Source organism: Pseudomonas sp. S07E 245 (genome assembly GCF_019599025.1).
Classification (GTDB): domain Bacteria; phylum Pseudomonadota; class Gammaproteobacteria; order Pseudomonadales; family Pseudomonadaceae; genus Aquipseudomonas; species Aquipseudomonas shirazensis.
Genome location: NZ_CP080625.1, coordinates 4,982,119 through 4,998,205, shown reverse-complemented (window position 1 = coordinate 4,998,205; position 16,087 = coordinate 4,982,119). Strand labels below are relative to the sequence as shown.

The following is a 16,087-nucleotide window of genomic DNA, read 5'->3' as shown; positions in this document are numbered from 1 at the left end:
CGGACTTATGCCATCTACCCTGCTCGACCTCTGCGAGTTTCGCGAAGAGATTCGCAAGAGCCGCTTCATCACCCTCGCCGGCCCGATCAACAGCCCTGCCGAAGCGCAGAGTTTCATCGAGCGCCACAGCGACCTCGCCGCCACCCACAACTGCTGGGCCTGGAAAATCGGCGGGCAATACCGCAGCAATGACGACGGCGAACCCGGCGGCACCGCCGGCCGGCCGATCCTCGCCGCGATCGAGGCGCAGGACTGCGATCAGGTGGTGGTACTGGTGATCCGCTGGTACGGCGGTATCCAGTTAGGCACCGGCGGCCTCGCCCGGGCCTATGGCGGCGGCGCCAACAAATGCCTGCAACAGGCGCCCAAGCGTCTGTTGGTGCAGCGCAGCGAATACACCTGCAGCTGCAGTTTCAGCGAATTGGCCTTGGTCAAACTGCGTCTGGCTGACGTTGACGGGCTGGTTCTGGATGAACAGTTCACTGCCAATGGTGTAGATCTGCGGCTGGCTATCGGGCCCAGCCATCTGCCGGCACTGCAGCAGCAACTTGCCGACCTGAGCCGCGGCAGAATTGTCCTCAGCGCGTAAGTAATGGATAAAACCGCTGAAACATTACTCACAACTACTGTGAGCCTGCCTGTGGATAAGCTTGGGGCAGTCCGACCCAGGCCCCGAATTACAAGGCGCGCAGAGCATTGATCATATTTTGATCACAGTTTCGTGACAGCGCTGAAAAGCTCCGCATTACAGTAAGTTATCCCCAGCCTGCAATGACAATTCAGCCGCCGGCAGGCAAAACCTGGCCCGCCCGCTTGCGCACAAATACTGTGGAGCAGCCTGTGGATAAACCGTTAGCCACTGGCTCCGGCCCAGACGGCGCAAGGCCCGTAGCCTGCTGATCATTTTTTGCACAACCGTGCATCGGCTGCCACACGCTGGCAAACTGCAGCGACTACGCTGGCAGCTCTGGTGATGGCTACCCGGCATGCGCTACCTCTGAAGGAGTACAGAAATGACCGCAACCAAGACCGCCCTGATCATTGGCGCCTCACGAGGCCTGGGCCTTGGCCTGGTGCAGCGCCTGCACGAAGATGGCTGGAAGGTAATCGCCACCGTTCGCGACAAGGCCAACCCGGGCGACCTGGGCAGCATTGTCGGCGTGCACATCGAAACCCTCGAGATCAACAACACCGCTCAAATCGACAGCCTCAAGCAGCGCCTGCACGGCGAGACGCTAGATCTGCTGTTCGTCAACGCTGGCGTCATGGGGCCGCTGCCGCAGGATCTGGAAGCGGTCAGCGAAGAGCAGATCGGCGCCTTGTTCATGACCAATGCCGTGGCGCCGATCCGCATCGCCCGCCGCCTGGCCGGGCAACTGCGCGAAGGCAGCGGCGTGCTGGCTTTCATGAGTTCGGTACTGGGTAGCGTGAGCATCCCTGATGGCGGCGAGATTCCGTTGTACAAGGCCAGCAAGGCCGCCTTGAACTCGATGATCAACAGCTACGTCGGCGAACTGCAGCGCCCCGACCTCGCCGTGCTGGCCATGCACCCGGGCTGGGTGAAAACTGCAATGGGCGGAGAAAACGCTGAAATCGACGTGTTCACCAGTACCAGCGGCATGCTCAAGCAGATCAAGGCGCACAGCGGCAATGGCGGCCTGCGCTTCATCAATTACAAGGGCGAACCATTGGTCTGGTGAATTGAAAGCTGCAGGGCGAGGCAGTAGACTCGACGCCTCGCCCCCGCGGCGAACCTGGATCAGCAGACAGGGCAAAACTGAGCTGGCTTACCTGAACCCACTTTCAGAGGAGCCGGCACCATGCCTGCGACCCGTACCTGGTTGAAATCCCCCCTTGCCATCTTCACCGCCAACGACAGCGACGCGCGCGGCGGGCTGGTTATCGAAGACGGCAAAATCGTGCAATTGCTGGCCCTGGGCGAAAGCCCTAGCATCCCCTGCTCACAGGTGTTCGACGCCCGCGAGCACGTGATACTGCCTGGTCTGATCAACACCCATCATCACTTCTATCAAACCCTGACCCGCGCCTGGGCGCCGGTGGTCAATCAGCCGCTGTTCCCCTGGCTGAAGACTTTATATCCGGTCTGGGCACGCCTGACTCCGGCCAAGCTCGAGCTGGCCAGTAAAGTGGCCTTGGCCGAGCTGTTGCTGTCGGGCTGCACCACCGCCGCCGACCACCACTACCTGTTCCCGCAGGGCCTGGACAACGCCATTGATGTACAGGTCGAAGCAGTCCGCGGGCTGGGCATGCGCGCCATGCTGACCCGCGGCTCGATGAGCCTGGGCGAAGACGACGGCGGCCTGCCGCCGCAGCAGACCGTGCAACAGGGCGAGGTGATCCTGGCCGACAGCCAGCGACTTATCCACAGCTACCACGAGCGTGGCGAAGGCGCGCAGATCCAGATCGCCCTGGCGCCCTGCTCACCCTTCTCGGTAACCCCGGAAATCATGCGCGCCAGTGCCGAATTGGCCGCAGAGCTGGACGTGCGCCTGCACACCCACCTGGCCGAAACCCTTGATGAAGAGGAGTTCTGCCTGCAGCGCTTTGGCCTGCGTACAGTGGATTACCTGGACAGCGTCGGCTGGCTGGGCCCGCGCACCTGGCTGGCCCACGGCATCCACTTCAACCCCGACGAAATCGCCCGCCTCGGCGCTGCCGGTACCGGCATCTGCCATTGCCCAAGCTCGAACATGCGTCTTGCTTCGGGGATTGCACCCACGGTGGATCTGGAAGCTGCCGGCGCCACGGTTGGCCTCGGCGTCGATGGCTCGGCCTCCAACGATGCCTCGAACATGATCCTCGAAGCGCGTCAGGCGCTGTATCTGCAACGGCTGCGCTATGGCGCCGAACAGATCACCCCGGAACGCGCCCTGGGCTGGGCCACCCGTGGCTCGGCGCACTTGCTGGGGCGCAGCGATATTGGCCAGCTGGCGGTTGGCAAACAGGCTGACCTGGCCCTGTTCAAGCTCGATGAGCTGCGCTTCTCGGGCAGCCATGATCCGCTGTCGGCACTGCTGCTGTGCGGCGCCGACCGTGCCGACCGGGTCATGATAGGCGGCAAATGGCGCGTGATTGACGGCCAGATCGAAGGCCTTGACGTCAAAGGCCTGATCGCCGACCACCGCCAGGCCGCAGCGCAACTGATCGCCGGTTGATATGCGCAGGCCAGGCCGGGCGCATTGCCCGGCCTGGCCCTGTAGAATGGCGACAACCGTTCCTGATCGAGATCACACACATGTACGACTGGCTGAACGCCTTGCCCAAGGCGGAACTGCACATGCACCTGGAAGGCTCGCTCGAGCCCGAGCTGCTGTTCGCCCTGGCCGAACGCAACAAGATCGCCCTGCCCTGGGCGGATGTAGAAACCCTGCGCGGCGCCTATGCCTTCAACAACCTGCAGGAGTTTCTCGACCTCTATTACCAGGGCGCCGATGTCCTGCGTACCGAGCAGGACTTCTACGACCTGACCTGGGCCTACCTGCAACGCTGCAAGGCGCAGAACGTTATTCACACCGAACCGTTCTTCGACCCGCAGACCCACACTGACCGGGGCATCCCCTTCGAAGTGGTCATGGCCGGCCTGAGCAAAGCACTGAAGGATGGCCGTGAGCAACTGGGCATCAGCAGCGGGCTGATCCTCAGCTTCCTGCGCCACCTCAGTGAAGAAGAAGCGCAAAAAACCCTCGACCAGGCGCTGCCGTTCCGCGATGCGTTCATTGCCGTCGGTCTGGACAGCTCGGAGAAAGGCCATCCGCCGAGCAAGTTCCAGCGCGTATTCGAGCGCGCCCGCAGCGAAGGCTTTGACGCAGTAGCCCACGCCGGCGAAGAAGGCCCGCCCGAGTACATATGGGAAGCCCTCGACCTGCTCAAGATCAAGCGCATCGACCACGGCGTACGCGCCATCGAAGATGAGCGGCTGATGCAGCGCATCATTGATGAGCAGATCCCGCTGACGGTGTGCCCGCTATCCAATACCAAACTCTGCGTATTCGAACACATGGGCCAGCACAACATCCTCGAGATGCTTGAGCGTGGCGTCAAAGTCACGGTCAACTCCGACGACCCGGCCTACTTCGGCGGTTATGTCACCGAGAACTTCCACGCGCTACACACCCATTTGGGCATGACCGAGGATCAAGCTCGGCGCCTGGCGCAGAACAGCCTGGACGCTCGCCTGGCCTGACCGGCAACGGTTGCCGGCAGCTCAACCCACCAGCAAGGACGGCTCTGCGCGAGCGATACGATTGATCTGCTGGATACCCAGCGGTGATATCTGCAGCCCGCGCGCACCGTCCTGTTCCTGCAGCCAGCCCGACTGCAGGAACAACGTCAGCAAGGCCTGCCCCAGGCTTCCGCCCAGATGCGGCCCCTGATCGCTCCACTCATTGCAGTGACAGATCACACAGTTGCTCAGTGGCCGCTGTGCCAAGGCCTCGATGTACACGCCGACATTGGCCAACTGCGTGCGACCTGCAAAACTCACCCGCAGCTCACCGTCGTACCCCTCCAGCCAGCCGGCAGTGACCATTCGTTGCAGCAATTCAGCCGCCAGCTCACCGCCCATATGCCCATTGCACAGGCGCGCACGGCGCATCGACAGTGGCACCTGCAGCGGTTTGACCTGGGTTACCCGCGGGCGCAAATCATTCAGATGCAGGCTGGCCAACGCCTCGACCGCCGCCCCCACAGCAGGCGTCGCCAGACGGAAATAGCGTTTGCGGCCACGGGCTTCCAGCCGCAGCAAGCCTGCCGAGGAGAGCAGGGACAAATGCGCACACGCTGAAGACGAACTCACGCCGGTCATCACCGCCAGCTCGTCGGCGGGGCGGGGCGTGCCATCGATCAACGCCCACAACATGGCGCTGCGCTTGGGGTCGGCCATCAGGCTGGCGATCTGGCTGATACTGCTGACTGCTTTCATAAGGTAACTCCCTGCTGAATCATGTCTGGGTCCATTGGCCAAACACGCCAGCGCGCTGACCTGCTTACGGTCTTGGCATAGCATTCCCTGGCAGGGAAGTCCCTCTCGCTGGCGCTGGCTGCTGGGGCCAGTATAAGCCGGGCAAAGTCCCGCGATAGCGCTTCCCGGTTCCTCTACAGACCGGACAAAGCGGTGGGTGGGGCGACCCTCGACGCATTCACCAGCAGGGCAGACCTGGCCGGCCAGAACCACCCAGCAGGCGCAAGCCTTTCTAGCCAAAGCCACAAGCGCCCTTAACGCGAGCTGAAAAGAGAAATATCCTCAGACGCTGCCGACAGCGCCTTTCCGCAAATATGGCAAACAAAAGCGAAGGATCCACTGTGGTTGCGCCTCAGCACAACTAGACAGGGCTTGTGGGAAAGGTCCACAGGCGACCGTCAGTCCGAAGCGACTCAAGGATTGGTGGCACTTGGGGGCAGCAGCGCTAGACTGAATTGGCACCTGTTCTGTGGAGGTATGCGATGAAGATCGTCGTCAGTACATCTGAACGTCACCCCAACTGCCCCTGGCAGGTTCGGCTCGACCAGCACGTGGTGAGCTTTCGCAGTGAGCGTGAAGCGCGGGCCTTTGTCGCAACATTGCAGAAGCGCCTGCAGGCCCCTCACTCGTTCAGCCTTGACGCCTGGCCTGCAAGCGCCGAGTCAGCGTCGCGACACTGACCACCAGAGCCCCGCACAGGCTGATCACCATGGCCATTGGTACCGCACTGCCATCATGCAGCAAGCTGACCAGCGCCGCCGAGCCAGCGGCAACGCTGAACTGCAGGCAGCCCATCAATGCCGACGCGCTGCCTGCGCGGTTGCCCTGACCGCTCATGGCCAACGCCGAGGCGTTGGGGATGATGCAGCCCAGGCTGGCGATGCACACGAACAACGGCAACAACAGGGGCCACAATTGCGTCGGCCGCAACGCCGCCACGCCGAGCAGGATCAGCGCCGCCGCCAGGTACAACCACACTGCTCGCCCCAGCAATACTGCCGGGCCGCGCTTGGCCAACAACCGGGCATTGACCTGTGCAATCAGAATGAAACCCGCTGCGTTGGCACCGAACAGCCAACCATAATGCTCGGCCGGTACCCCATATAGCTTGATGAACACGAACGGCGAGCCGGCGATGTAGGCAAACATGCCGGCAATGGCGGTGCCGCCGGTCAACGCGTGGCCGATAAACACTCGGTCAGCAAACAGCCGCAGGTATTGGCGAAACGCCCCTGACAGCGGCTGGCGCGGCATATCCGCCGGCATGCTCTCGGGCAAGCCGAAGCTGATCGCCAGCAGGCAGCCTGCGCTGAACAGGCTCAAGGCCAGGAAGATCGACTGCCAGCCAGCCAGGTTGACCAATACGCCGCCAAGCATTGGCGCAAGAATCGGCGCCAGGCCCATCACCAGCATCAATTGCGAGAAGACCTTGGCCGAGGCAACCGGGTCGCACTTGTCGCTGACAATCGCCCGTGACAGCACCATCCCCGCGCAGCCACCCAAGGCCTGGACGAAGCGCGCGACAATCAACGTATCCAGATTGGGCGCATAAGCGCAGGCCAGTGAGGCCAGGGTGAACAAGGTCACTCCGAACAGCAGCGGGATGCGCCGACCAAAGCGATCGGCTACCGGGCCGTAGGCCAACTGGCCCAGCGACAGGCCAAGGAAGTACGCGGCCAGGGTAGTCTGGATGTGTTTCTCGTCGGTCAGAAAGGCCTGAGCCATGGCCGGGAATGCTGGCAGGTAAAAGTCGATCGCCAGCGGCCCGAACGCACTCAAGGCGCCGAGAATCAGCACGTAACGCAGGTTCATCAGGAATCCATTAGCAGGCTAAGCAAGCTGCCAAGTCTAACTGCAAAGGCGGATTCTGGCGAAAACCTTTGTGACAATTCCCTGCCCAGAAGCGGCACCGATGACATTCAGCAGCATGCTCGATCACCGGCACCGCTACACTCCAGCGTCGTCAGGCCGATTGCGCCTCGTAGCCTTCCTCACGAATGGCGGCAAGAATCTGTTCGCTGGCCAACTGGCTGTCGACGGTCACTTGCTTGGCAGCCAGATCCACCTCTACCTTGGCCGCAGCATCCTGCCCCTGTACCGCCGCAGTCACTGCTTTTACACAGTGGCCACAGGTCATGCCTTGTACATTGAAAACTTGCATTGGTCAGTCTCCTTCGTGGGTTTGCCACAGTTTCAAGCTTGCCATCGGGTCAAGGTCAAGTTATGCCGTCCTCGGCCGGACTGGCAATCCGCGCCTGGCTCAGCCAAGCTGCGCCTTTGACAGTTTATGAAGCAGGAGATTGTTCATGATCAGGCCAGCACTGAGCCTTGTCGGCTTGCTCGCCGCTTTGACCGTGGTGCCTGCGGCCAGCGCCGCTGGCAACTCGGACTACAGCGTGCTGATTATTTCGCGCGAGCGGCTTGAGGTGGCGACCACCTGCGAGATCGGCGTGTACCTCAATGACCAACTGTCCGGTCGCCTGTTCCAGGAACAATCGACCTCGTTCAACCTGCCGCCCGGCCCGGTGGATATCCGCTTGCGCCTGTTGCCGGGGCAAGCCCCCGGTTGCAACCCTGGCCTGGAGAACCAGCACAATCAGCGCCTGACCCTGCAGGCCGGACAGATCAACAAGTATCGCATCGCCATGGACCACAGCGGCCTGCACCTGACCCGAGCCAGCCTGGACTATTGACCTTGACCCTGTGGCAGGGTTGATGCTGCAGGCCTGTCCAAGGAGGCCAGCCATGTCTGCATCCACTGTTTTTGACCTGCCCATCAGCGGCATGACCTGCGCCAGCTGCGCCGGGCGTGTCGAGCGCGCCCTGCGCAAGGTGCCCGGCGCGGCGCAGGTTAGCGTCAACCTGGCGACCGAGACCGCCCGTGTCGAAGCTCCAGCGCAAACCCTGCCTGCGTTGGTCGAGGCTGTACGTCAGGCCGGCTACGAAGCATCCATGCCGGATGCCGCTGCGCCCGACCCTGATGATGCCCAGCGCCATTTGCGCAATGAGCGCCTGGCCGTGGCCGCTGCGGTGCTGCTGGCGCTGCCACTGGTGTTGCCGATGCTCCTGCAGCCGTTCGGCGTGCACTGGATGCTGCCGGCCTGGGCGCAGTTTGCCTTGGCTACGCCGGTGCAGTTCATCCTCGGCGCACGTTTTTACAGAGCGGCCTGGAAAGCCGTGCGCGCAGCCGCCGGCAACATGGACCTGCTGGTTGCGCTCGGCACCAGTGCCGGTTACGGCCTGAGCCTTTATCAATGGGCCAATGCTCCGCTAGGGGTAGAGCCGCACCTGTACTTCGAGGCCTCGGCAGTGGTCATCGCCCTGGTGCTGCTCGGCAAATACCTCGAAAGTCGCGCCAAACGCCAGACCGCCAGCGCCATCCGCGCCCTCGAGGCGCTGCGCCCGGAGCGCGCCCTGCGCGTGCTCGATGGGCGTGAGGAGGATGTGCCGATCAGCCAACTGCGCCTGCACGATCTGGTCCGAGTCAAACCCGGCGAGCGCTTCCCGGTCGACGGCGAAGTCATCGAAGGCAGCAGCCACGCCGACGAGGCGCTGATCAGCGGCGAGAGCCTGCCGGTACCCAAGCACCCCGGCGACCCGGTCACCGGCGGCGCCATCAATGGCGAAGGCCAATTGCTGGTACGCACCCTGGCACTCGGCACCGAAACGGTACTCGCGAGGATCATTCGCCTGGTCGAGGATGCCCAGGCGGCCAAGGCGCCGATTCAGAAACTGGTCGACCGGGTCAGCCAGGTGTTCGTCCCGGCGGTGCTGGTGATCGCTTTGATTACCCTGCTCGGCTGGTGGTGGTATGGCGCACCGCTGGAAACCGCCTTGATCAACGCTGTCGCCGTGCTGGTAATTGCCTGCCCATGTGCGCTTGGCCTGGCGACGCCTGCAGCGATCATGGCCGGCACTGGCGTGGCCGCCCGCCACGGCATCCTGATCAAGGATGCCGAAGCGCTGGAGCGCGCCCACGCCGTCAACCGCGTGGTGTTCGACAAGACCGGTACGCTGACCTCAGGCAGCCCGCGCATTGTCCACAGCCTGGCCGCCGTTGCCGATGAAGCGCACTTGTTGCGTCTGGCCGGGGCACTGCAACAGGGCAGTGAGCACCCGCTGGCCAAAGCGGTGCTCGGCGCCTGCAGCGAACATGGCCTGGACGTGCCGCCCGTCAGCGACAGCCAGTCACTGACCGGGCGCGGCATCGCCGGCGTGGTCGAGCAACGCCAGTTGGCCCTCGGCAACCGGCGTTTGCTCGAAGACAGCCAGCTGCAACCCGGCGAGCTTGCAGGCAAAGCACAGACCTGGGAAGCCGAAGGCCGCACCCTGTCGTGGCTGATCGAACAGGCACCGCAGCCGCAGGTGCTCGGCCTGCTGGCCTTTGGTGACAGCCTCAAGCCCGGTGCCGCAGAGGCCGTGCGCAGTCTGCGCGCGCGAGGCGTCAGCAGCCACCTGCTGACCGGCGACAACCGCGGCAGTGCCAAGGTGGTCGCCGACGCGCTGGGCATCGAGGATGTCTACGCCGAAGTACTGCCGGCCGACAAAGCCGCGACCGTGACCGTGCTCAAGCGCGACGGCGTGGTGGCTATGGTCGGTGACGGTATCAATGACGCCCCGGCCCTGGCCGCCGCCGACATCGGTATCGCCATGGGCGGTGGCACCGATGTCGCCATGCAGGCCGCCGGCATTACCCTGATGCGCGGTGACCCGCGGCTAGTGCCGGCAGCCCTGGAAATCAGCCGCAAGACCTACGCCAAGATCCGCCAGAACCTGTTCTGGGCCTTCATCTACAACCTGGTCGGCATCCCGTTGGCCGCGTTTGGCCTGCTCAACCCGGTGCTGGCGGGCGCCGCCATGGCCCTGTCGAGCGTCAGCGTGGTGAGCAATGCGCTGTGGCTGAAAACCTGGAAACCCGACAACGACCAGCAGGAGGCACCATGAATATCGGCCAGGCTGCCCGCCTCAGCGGGCTGAGCAGCAAGATGATCCGTTATTACGAGTCGATCGGCCTGCTCAAACCGGCGCAACGCAGCGACAGCGGCTATCGCCTCTACCAACAGCAGGACCTGCACAGCCTGGCCTTCATCAAGCGCTCACGCGATCTTGGCTTTTCTCTGGAGGAAGTCGCCAGGCTGCTGACTCTGTGGCAAGACCGTGAACGCGCCAGCGCCGATGTCAAAGCCCTGGCCAACGAGCACATCGCTGCGCTGAACACACGCATCGAAGAGCTGGTCAGCCTGCGTGACACTCTCAGCCAACTGGTTGCCGATTGCCACGGCGATGACCGCCCCGACTGCCCGATCCTCAAGGATCTGGCCAGCGGCAAAGCCTGCTGTAGCTAAGACCACACTGCCCTGCCCAGTTTTGGTATGCCGTATTAGCCCAATCACGACCGAATCGTCGCCAAACGCGACGTCGGCCAATAAATACAGGGATTTGACCTCTATAAATCGCCCACGCTGCCGATGCCCTGAAGTGCCTGTTTCATGCGTCGATAAAAAAAATACTCCGGGAGCGTGGATGAACATCAAACAAAAACTGACTTGGGCGTTTGCCGTGATTGCCGGCTTGCCCATCGTCCTCGTGGCTACCCTGGTAGTGGTCAACCTGCGCGGCGAGGCCCGCGATGATTTTCTCGACAACAGCAGCCGAGAGATTCGCCAGGTCAGCAATGCGATGAACATCTTCTTCCAGGGCATCGACCAGAACGTCAACTACATGGCCGCGCAGCCAATGGTTGCCGCCACCGGCAGCGAGCTGAACAAGTACACCAGCGCCAACCCGTCCTACACCCTGGGCGAGCAAGACGCCAAGGTGCTCGACTTCTTCACCCGCCTGGCCGACGCCCACCCGGCTTACGCCTACCTGTCCTACGGGGTCGCCGACGGCGGCTACGTCGGCTGGCCGGCCGGGCAGAAGTTCGTCAATTACGACCCGCGCCAGCGCCCTTGGTACCAACTGGCGATGGCCAACCCCGGCAAGACCATCCGCACCGGCGCCTACTACTGGGCCGCCGATGATGCCGTGCTGGTCAGCACCGTGCGCACGGTAACCAACCAGCTGGGCAGCCCCGGCGGCGTGGTCAACATCGACGTCTCGCTGAACGGCCTCACCGAAATCGTCAAGAAGATCAAGCTGGGCGACAGCGGCTACCTGATCCTCATGGAAAACAACGGCAACGTGATGGTCGACCCACGCGACGCCAGCCACAACTTCAAGCAACTGAGCAGCTTTGGCGGCGGTTACGCCGATCTGGCCAAGGCCGGCAAGGGCCTGGTGCAAGTCGAGATCAATGGCGAGCGCTACATGGCCAACATCTACCCGGATGAAACCCTCGGTTGGACCTTCATTGGCCTGATCCAGGAAGGCGAGGTGATGCAGACCACCACCCGCCTGACCTGGCTGATCGGCACCATTGCGCTGGTCCTGGCCGCGTTGTTCGCAATCGTCGGTGCCGCGTTCGCCAAGCTCATCGTGCGCCCGATCAACAGCGTCAGCAGCGGCCTGGAAGACATCGCCCAAGGCGAAGGCGACCTGACCCGCAGCCTGGAAGTCCGCGGCCGCGACGAAACCGCGCAACTGGCCGGCTGGTTCAACCAGTTCCTCGGCGCGATTCGTAGCCTGATCCAGCATATCGGCGCTGCCGCCGGCAAGATTCTCAGCACCTCCAGCAGCTCGACGCGCGTCTCCAACGACATGGCCGAAGCGGCCGGGCGTCAGCGCGAAGCAGTGGACATGGTGTCTACCGCCTTCCACGAAATGGTCGCCACCGCCAACGAAGTCGCCCGTTCCTGCAGCCAGGCGGCGCAGTCGGCCGACAGCGGCCAGCAGCAGGCGCGTGAAGGTCAGCAGCAGATCGATGCCGCGGTGCAGAGCGTTGACCGCCTGAGCCAGGAGATCGAGCAATCAGCGCAGTCGATCCAGCAACTGGAGCGTGACAGCAACGCGATCCAGTCGATTCTGGGCACCATCCGCTCGATTGCCGAGCAGACCAACCTGCTCGCCCTCAACGCCGCCATCGAAGCCGCCCGGGCCGGCGAACAAGGCCGCGGCTTTGCTGTGGTAGCCGACGAAGTCCGCGCGCTGGCCAAGCGCACGGCCGACTCCACCGCCGAAATCGACGGCCTGCTCGGCAACCTCGCCAGTCGCACCGCTGAAGTTGCCCAGCAGATGCACGCCAGCCTGGATGTCTCGCAGCAGTCGGTCAGCCGGATTGGCCTGGCCCGCGACAGCTTTGGCCAGATCCGTGAGTCGGTCGACGTGATCCGCGACATGAACACGCAGATCGCCACCGCCGCCGAAGAGCAGCATCAGGTCGCGGAAGACATCAACCGGCACATCAGCCAGATCCACGGTGATGCGCAGTTGGTGGCAGAACTGGCCCAGGCCGCGCGGCAGGACTCGGAGAGCCTGGCTGGCCTTTCGAACGAGCTGGACAGCCTGGTCCGCCGCTTCCGTACCTGATCAGCCGGCCCGCGCCTGCTCTTGGCCAACCGCCGTCAGAGCAGGCGCAGCTCGCCTGGGGTCACGCCGAACATCTGCTTGAACGCGGCGATGTAAGCTGAGGTTGAGTCATAGCCACAGCCCAGCGCCGCTTCGGTGACACTCTCCCCGGCTTCCAGCAACGCCAGGGATGACAGCAGCCGCATGCGCTGACGCCAGACCCGAAAACTCAGGCCGGTCTCGCGCTGCAACAGGCGCATCACGGTCTTCTCCGAACAGCCCAACTGCAGCGCCCAGTCTTGCAGGGTCTGCGTCTGATCCGGCGCGGCAATCAGCTGGTTGCACAAGCGCAGCAGGCCAGGATGACGCGGCAGCGGCAAACTGAAGCCGACTTCCGGCAGCCCGCGTAACTGATCGAGCAGCACCGCGACCAAGCGCGCCTCTGCGCTATCTTCCTCTGGATAATGCGCAGGCAGCAGGCAGAACTGCTTGATCAGCTCGCGTGCCAGTGGCGTGACTTCAAGTACCCGGCATTGCGCGCTGGCCCACGGACAGGCATCGCGGCGCACATACAGGCTGCGCATCTCGGCTTGCATCGAGGTGGCGACATCGTGCTCGAGGTCAGCCGGGATCCACACGCCCCACTGCGGCGGGGCGAAGTAGCTGCCGTCGCTGGTGTAGACGCTCAAGACTCCACTGATGGCGTAGGAAAACTGCACCCAGTCATGCCGATGGCGAGTGGTCCATGAGCCGGCGCCGAGGCTCTCGGCGCGGGCATAGACGGGGCGTGGCAGGCGCTCCAGCGTAGGGATGGGGCGCGGGGCGGTCAGTTGTCCGTTGCTCGGCATGGTGTCAATCTAGTTGTTCTGATCAGACAAGCCTAACAGGTTTGCCCGAGCAGCCAGCCCAGGCTCAACGCTCGACGATCATGGTCACGCCCTGGCCGCCCGCCGCGCAGATCGAAATCAAACCGCGACCCTTGCCGGCCGTTGCCAGAAGCTTGGCCATGTTCGCCAGCACCCGACCGCCGGTTGCGGCAAACGGATGTCCCGCTGCCAGCGAACTGCCTTTGACGTTCAACTTGCTGCGGTCGATTGGCCCCAGCGCCGCGTCCAGCCCCAACCGCGTGCGGCAATACTCGTCATCTTCCCAGGCTTTGAGCGTGCACAGCACCTGGGCGGCAAACGCCTCGTGGATTTCGTAGTAGTCAAAGTCCTGCAAGCTCAGGCCATTGCGCGCCAGCAGACGCGGCACGGCATACACCGGCGCCATCAGCAGGCCTTCCTGACCTTTGACGAAGTCCACCGCCGCGCTCTCGCCATCGACCACATAGGCCAGCACCGACAGGCCTTGCTCGGCTGCCCATTGCTCGCTGCCCAGCAGCACCAGCGAGGCACCGTCGGTCAACGGCGTCGAGTTGCCGGCAGTGAGGGTGCCGAGGCCGCTGCGATCGAACGCCGGCTTCAATTTGGCCAACTGCTGCTGGCTCAGCTCCGGGCGCAGGTTGTTGTCGCGGCTTAAGCCCAGGTAAGGCGTGAGCAAGTCATCGTGCCAACCCTCGGCGTAAGCTGCAGCCAGCCTCTGGTGGCTGTGCAGGGCCAATTCGTCCTGGGCCTCGCGACTGATTTGCCAGGTCTGCGCCATGCGCTCGCAATGCTCACCCATCGATAGCCCTGTACGCGGCTCGCCGATGCTCGGCAAGGCCGGCTTGAGGTCGGCCGGGCGCAATTGCAGAAACGGTTTCAGGCGCTCGGCCAGGTTTTTGCCACGACCGGCCTGCAGGAGAATCCGCCGCAAGCCTTCACTGACCGCGATCGGCGCATCCGAGGTGGTGTCGACGCCACCGGCAATGCCACTGTCGATCTGCCCAAGGGCAATCTTGTTGGCCACCAGCAAAGCAGCCTCGAGGCCGGTACCACAGGCCTGCTGAATATCGTAGGCCGGGGTTTGCGCCGACAAGCGTGAGCCGAGCACACATTCGCGGGTCAGGTTCATGTCGCGTGAATGCTTGAGCACCGCCCCGGCGACCACTTCACCCAGGCGCAGCCCGTGCAGACGGTAGCGCTCAAGCAGGCCTTCGAGGGCAGCGGTTAGCATCGCCTGGTTGCTGGCCTTGGCGTAGGCGCCATTGGAGCGGGCGAACGGGATTCGATTGCCGCCCAGAATTGCGACCCGGCGAGATGAACGCATGCGGTTATTCCTCCTGAAACAATTTGATCCGTACAGACTAGGTGTTTTTAACCCGGTCGAACGACCGTTACATAAACTTGGTCCACACTTGCATGCTTGCCTTACGGGAGACCCGCAATGACTGACCGCTACCTCGGCTTCGCCAACTCCAACCTGGGCCGTCGCCTGGTCGACGCCCTCGGCCTGCCGCAACCAGCACCGCTGGAGCGCTGGCAGGCTGGCCGCCTGCGCCCGGTCGAGGGCGCGCTGGTGTTGGGCGGCGGGCCGCTGGCCAATCGGGTCGAAGCCATTGCCGCTCGGCTCACCGACGAACTCTACAGCTTTGCCGGCGATGGGCTGCAAGCGCAGCCTTGGGTAGCGGGCCTAGGGCCCAAGCTCAAGGCTGTGGTGTTCGACGCCAGCCATTTGTCCGACAGCGATCAGCTCTGCCAGTTGCGCGAGTTTTTCCAGCCGCTGCTACGCAGCTTGGCGCCAAGTGCCCATGTCGTCATCCTTGGGCGCGCTCCGGAGAGCCTCGGCGATCCGCTGGCCAGCGTCGCCCAACGCGCGCTGGAAGGCTTCAGCCGCTCGCTGGGCAAAGAGCTGCGCAACGGCGCCACCGCGCAGTTGCTGTATGTCAGCGAAGAGGCCGACGAGCAGCTGGAAGGCGCATTACGCTTCTTCCTGTCGCCCAAGAGCGCCTTTATTTCTGGCCAGGTGTTGCGCCTGCAAGGCTGCGCCAGCCAGGTACAGGACTGGACCCGCCCGCTGGCCGGGCGTCGCGCCTTGATTACCGGCGCTGCCCGTGGCATCGGCGCGGCCATTGCGCAAACCCTCGCTCGAGATGGCGCCGAGGTGATCCTGCTCGACGTGCCGCAGGCCCGCCAGGACCTCGAAGCACTCGCGGCACGCCTGGGTGGCCGCGCCCTGGCGCTGGATATCTGCGCCAGTGATGCCGCCGAGCAGCTGCTGGCAGGCTTGCCCGAAGGTATCGACATCGTCGTGCACAACGCTGGCATCACCCGCGACAAGACCCTGGCCAACATGACCCCGGATTACTGGGACGCAGTCATGGCAGTCAACCTCAAGGCGCCGCAGGTGCTGACCCAGGCGCTGCTGGACGCCGGCGCGCTCGGCGACAACGCGCGGATCATCCTGCTCGCGTCGGTCAGCGGCATCGCCGGCAACCGCGGCCAGTCCAACTACGCCGCCAGCAAGGCCGGCTTGATCGGTCTGGCCCAGGCCTGGGCACCTATCCTGGCCAGCCGCGGCGCCAGCATCAATGCCGTAGCACCTGGGTTTATTGAAACGCACATGACCGCATCGATGCCGATGGGCCTGCGCGAGGCTGGCCGGCGTCTGAGTTCGCTGGGCCAGGGCGGGCGCCCGGAAGACGTTGCCGAAGCGGTTGCCTGGCTCAGCCAGCCCGGCTCCGGCGCAGTCACCGGCCAGGCCCTGCGGGTATGTGGCCAGGCCTTGATGGGAGCATGA

Annotated in this window: 15 protein-coding genes and 1 pseudogene; 11 read left to right on the top strand and 5 right to left on the bottom strand. The window is 63.7% G+C overall.

What is annotated here, in order from left to right:
• The first annotated feature begins 7 nt into the window (after window positions 1–7).
• The 4 genes from K3F44_RS22910 (at window position 8) to K3F44_RS22895 (ending at window position 4,204) form a co-directional block, all read left to right on the top strand.
• Complete coding sequence (locus tag K3F44_RS22910) at window positions 8–589, top strand: YigZ family protein (protein WP_101316170.1); 582 nt, start codon at window positions 8–10, stop codon at window positions 587–589.
• 424 nt (window positions 590–1,013) lie between these two features.
• Window positions 1,014–1,700: an SDR family oxidoreductase gene (locus K3F44_RS22905; RefSeq protein WP_220633024.1), complete on the top strand. Its 687-nt coding sequence runs from the start codon at window positions 1,014–1,016 to the stop codon at window positions 1,698–1,700.
• Window positions 1,701–1,820: 120 nt separating this feature from the next.
• Window positions 1,821–3,176, top strand: a complete 1,356-nt coding sequence (locus K3F44_RS22900; RefSeq protein ID WP_101316166.1) for an 8-oxoguanine deaminase — start codon at window positions 1,821–1,823, stop codon at window positions 3,174–3,176.
• An 80-nt stretch (window positions 3,177–3,256) separates the two neighbouring features.
• Window positions 3,257–4,204, top strand: coding sequence for an adenosine deaminase (locus K3F44_RS22895; protein WP_103435940.1), 948 nt, complete (start codon window positions 3,257–3,259; stop codon window positions 4,202–4,204).
• A 21-nt stretch (window positions 4,205–4,225) separates the two neighbouring features.
• On the opposite strand, the gene K3F44_RS22890 is transcribed toward K3F44_RS22895, so the two are convergent.
• The gene (locus K3F44_RS22890) at window positions 4,226–4,942 is read right to left on the bottom strand and encodes a helix-turn-helix transcriptional regulator (protein WP_101316162.1); all 717 of its coding nucleotides are present in this window, start codon (window positions 4,940–4,942) and stop codon (window positions 4,226–4,228) included.
• Between the two features lie 521 nt (window positions 4,943–5,463).
• Between K3F44_RS22890 and K3F44_RS24910 the strand changes: the two genes are divergently transcribed.
• Entirely contained in the window at window positions 5,464–5,661 is a 198-nt protein-coding gene (locus K3F44_RS24910) for a hypothetical protein (protein ID WP_101316160.1), read from the top strand.
• Here K3F44_RS24910 and K3F44_RS22885 read toward each other — a convergent pair.
• A complete protein-coding gene (locus K3F44_RS22885; RefSeq protein WP_220633023.1) occupies window positions 5,612–6,793 on the bottom strand; it encodes a multidrug effflux MFS transporter in 1,182 nt (393 codons plus the stop codon). The two genes, K3F44_RS24910 and K3F44_RS22885, sit on opposite strands and share 50 nt — an antisense overlap.
• 151 nt (window positions 6,794–6,944) lie before the next feature.
• Window positions 6,945–7,142 carry a heavy-metal-associated domain-containing protein gene (locus tag K3F44_RS22880; RefSeq protein WP_150573641.1) on the bottom strand — a complete coding sequence of 66 codons (198 nt, stop codon included), beginning with the start codon at window positions 7,140–7,142 and terminating at the stop codon, window positions 6,945–6,947.
• Between the two features lie 145 nt (window positions 7,143–7,287).
• Here K3F44_RS22880 and K3F44_RS22875 point away from each other — a divergent pair, with 145 nt between their 5' ends.
• From K3F44_RS22875 to K3F44_RS25215, 5 genes and pseudogenes are all read left to right on the top strand, one after another.
• The gene (locus K3F44_RS22875) at window positions 7,288–7,674 is read left to right on the top strand and encodes a hypothetical protein (protein ID WP_101316154.1); all 387 of its coding nucleotides are present in this window, start codon (window positions 7,288–7,290) and stop codon (window positions 7,672–7,674) included.
• A 52-nt stretch (window positions 7,675–7,726) separates the two neighbouring features.
• The gene (locus tag K3F44_RS22870; protein ID WP_150571470.1) at window positions 7,727–9,925 is read left to right on the top strand and encodes a cation-translocating P-type ATPase; all 2,199 of its coding nucleotides are present in this window, start codon (window positions 7,727–7,729) and stop codon (window positions 9,923–9,925) included.
• Window positions 9,922–10,326 (top strand): Cu(I)-responsive transcriptional regulator, encoded by a 405-nt coding sequence (cueR, locus tag K3F44_RS22865; protein WP_101316150.1) that lies wholly within the window; start codon window positions 9,922–9,924, stop codon window positions 10,324–10,326. Before K3F44_RS22870 ends, cueR begins: the two co-directional genes overlap by 4 nt.
• Window positions 10,265–11,590, top strand: a pseudogene (locus K3F44_RS25220) (cache domain-containing protein); the annotation flags it as partial. The gene cueR and the pseudogene K3F44_RS25220, both read left to right, overlap by 62 nt.
• 90 nt (window positions 11,591–11,680) lie before the next feature.
• Window positions 11,681–12,448 carry a methyl-accepting chemotaxis protein gene (locus K3F44_RS25215; protein WP_371411600.1) on the top strand — a complete coding sequence of 256 codons (768 nt, stop codon included), beginning with the start codon at window positions 11,681–11,683 and terminating at the stop codon, window positions 12,446–12,448.
• 35 nt (window positions 12,449–12,483) lie between these two features.
• Here K3F44_RS25215 and K3F44_RS22855 read toward each other — a convergent pair whose 3' ends face one another.
• Together K3F44_RS22855 and K3F44_RS22850 are read right to left on the bottom strand one after the other, a co-directional pair.
• Window positions 12,484–13,275 carry a helix-turn-helix transcriptional regulator gene (locus K3F44_RS22855; protein ID WP_101316146.1) on the bottom strand — a complete coding sequence of 264 codons (792 nt, stop codon included), beginning with the start codon at window positions 13,273–13,275 and terminating at the stop codon, window positions 12,484–12,486.
• A gap of 64 nt (window positions 13,276–13,339) precedes the next feature.
• A complete protein-coding gene (locus K3F44_RS22850) occupies window positions 13,340–14,617 on the bottom strand; it encodes an acetyl-CoA C-acetyltransferase (protein WP_220633021.1) in 1,278 nt (425 codons plus the stop codon).
• Window positions 14,618–14,734: 117 nt separating this feature from the next.
• Here K3F44_RS22850 and K3F44_RS22845 point away from each other — a divergent pair, with 117 nt between their 5' ends.
• Window positions 14,735–16,087 carry a 3-oxoacyl-ACP reductase gene (locus K3F44_RS22845; RefSeq protein WP_220633020.1) on the top strand — a complete coding sequence of 451 codons (1,353 nt, stop codon included), beginning with the start codon at window positions 14,735–14,737 and terminating at the stop codon, window positions 16,085–16,087.

Coding starts and splice junctions, on each gene's coding strand:
- K3F44_RS22910 (WP_101316170.1), top strand. CDS start 8: ATGCCATCTACCCTGCTCGACCTCTGCGAGTTTCGCGAAGAGATTCGC.
- K3F44_RS22905 (WP_220633024.1), top strand. CDS start 1,014: ATGACCGCAACCAAGACCGCCCTGATCATTGGCGCCTCACGAGGCCTG.
- K3F44_RS22900 (WP_101316166.1), top strand. CDS start 1,821: ATGCCTGCGACCCGTACCTGGTTGAAATCCCCCCTTGCCATCTTCACC.
- K3F44_RS22895 (WP_103435940.1), top strand. CDS start 3,257: ATGTACGACTGGCTGAACGCCTTGCCCAAGGCGGAACTGCACATGCAC.
- K3F44_RS22890 (WP_101316162.1), bottom strand. CDS start 4,942: ATGAAAGCAGTCAGCAGTATCAGCCAGATCGCCAGCCTGATGGCCGAC.
- K3F44_RS24910 (WP_101316160.1), top strand. CDS start 5,464: ATGAAGATCGTCGTCAGTACATCTGAACGTCACCCCAACTGCCCCTGG.
- K3F44_RS22885 (WP_220633023.1), bottom strand. CDS start 6,793: ATGAACCTGCGTTACGTGCTGATTCTCGGCGCCTTGAGTGCGTTCGGG.
- K3F44_RS22880 (WP_150573641.1), bottom strand. CDS start 7,142: ATGCAAGTTTTCAATGTACAAGGCATGACCTGTGGCCACTGTGTAAAA.
- K3F44_RS22875 (WP_101316154.1), top strand. CDS start 7,288: ATGATCAGGCCAGCACTGAGCCTTGTCGGCTTGCTCGCCGCTTTGACC.
- K3F44_RS22870 (WP_150571470.1), top strand. CDS start 7,727: ATGTCTGCATCCACTGTTTTTGACCTGCCCATCAGCGGCATGACCTGC.
- cueR (WP_101316150.1), top strand. CDS start 9,922: ATGAATATCGGCCAGGCTGCCCGCCTCAGCGGGCTGAGCAGCAAGATG.
- K3F44_RS25215 (WP_371411600.1), top strand. CDS start 11,681: ATGGCCGAAGCGGCCGGGCGTCAGCGCGAAGCAGTGGACATGGTGTCT.
- K3F44_RS22855 (WP_101316146.1), bottom strand. CDS start 13,275: ATGCCGAGCAACGGACAACTGACCGCCCCGCGCCCCATCCCTACGCTG.
- K3F44_RS22850 (WP_220633021.1), bottom strand. CDS start 14,617: ATGCGTTCATCTCGCCGGGTCGCAATTCTGGGCGGCAATCGAATCCCG.
- K3F44_RS22845 (WP_220633020.1), top strand. CDS start 14,735: ATGACTGACCGCTACCTCGGCTTCGCCAACTCCAACCTGGGCCGTCGC.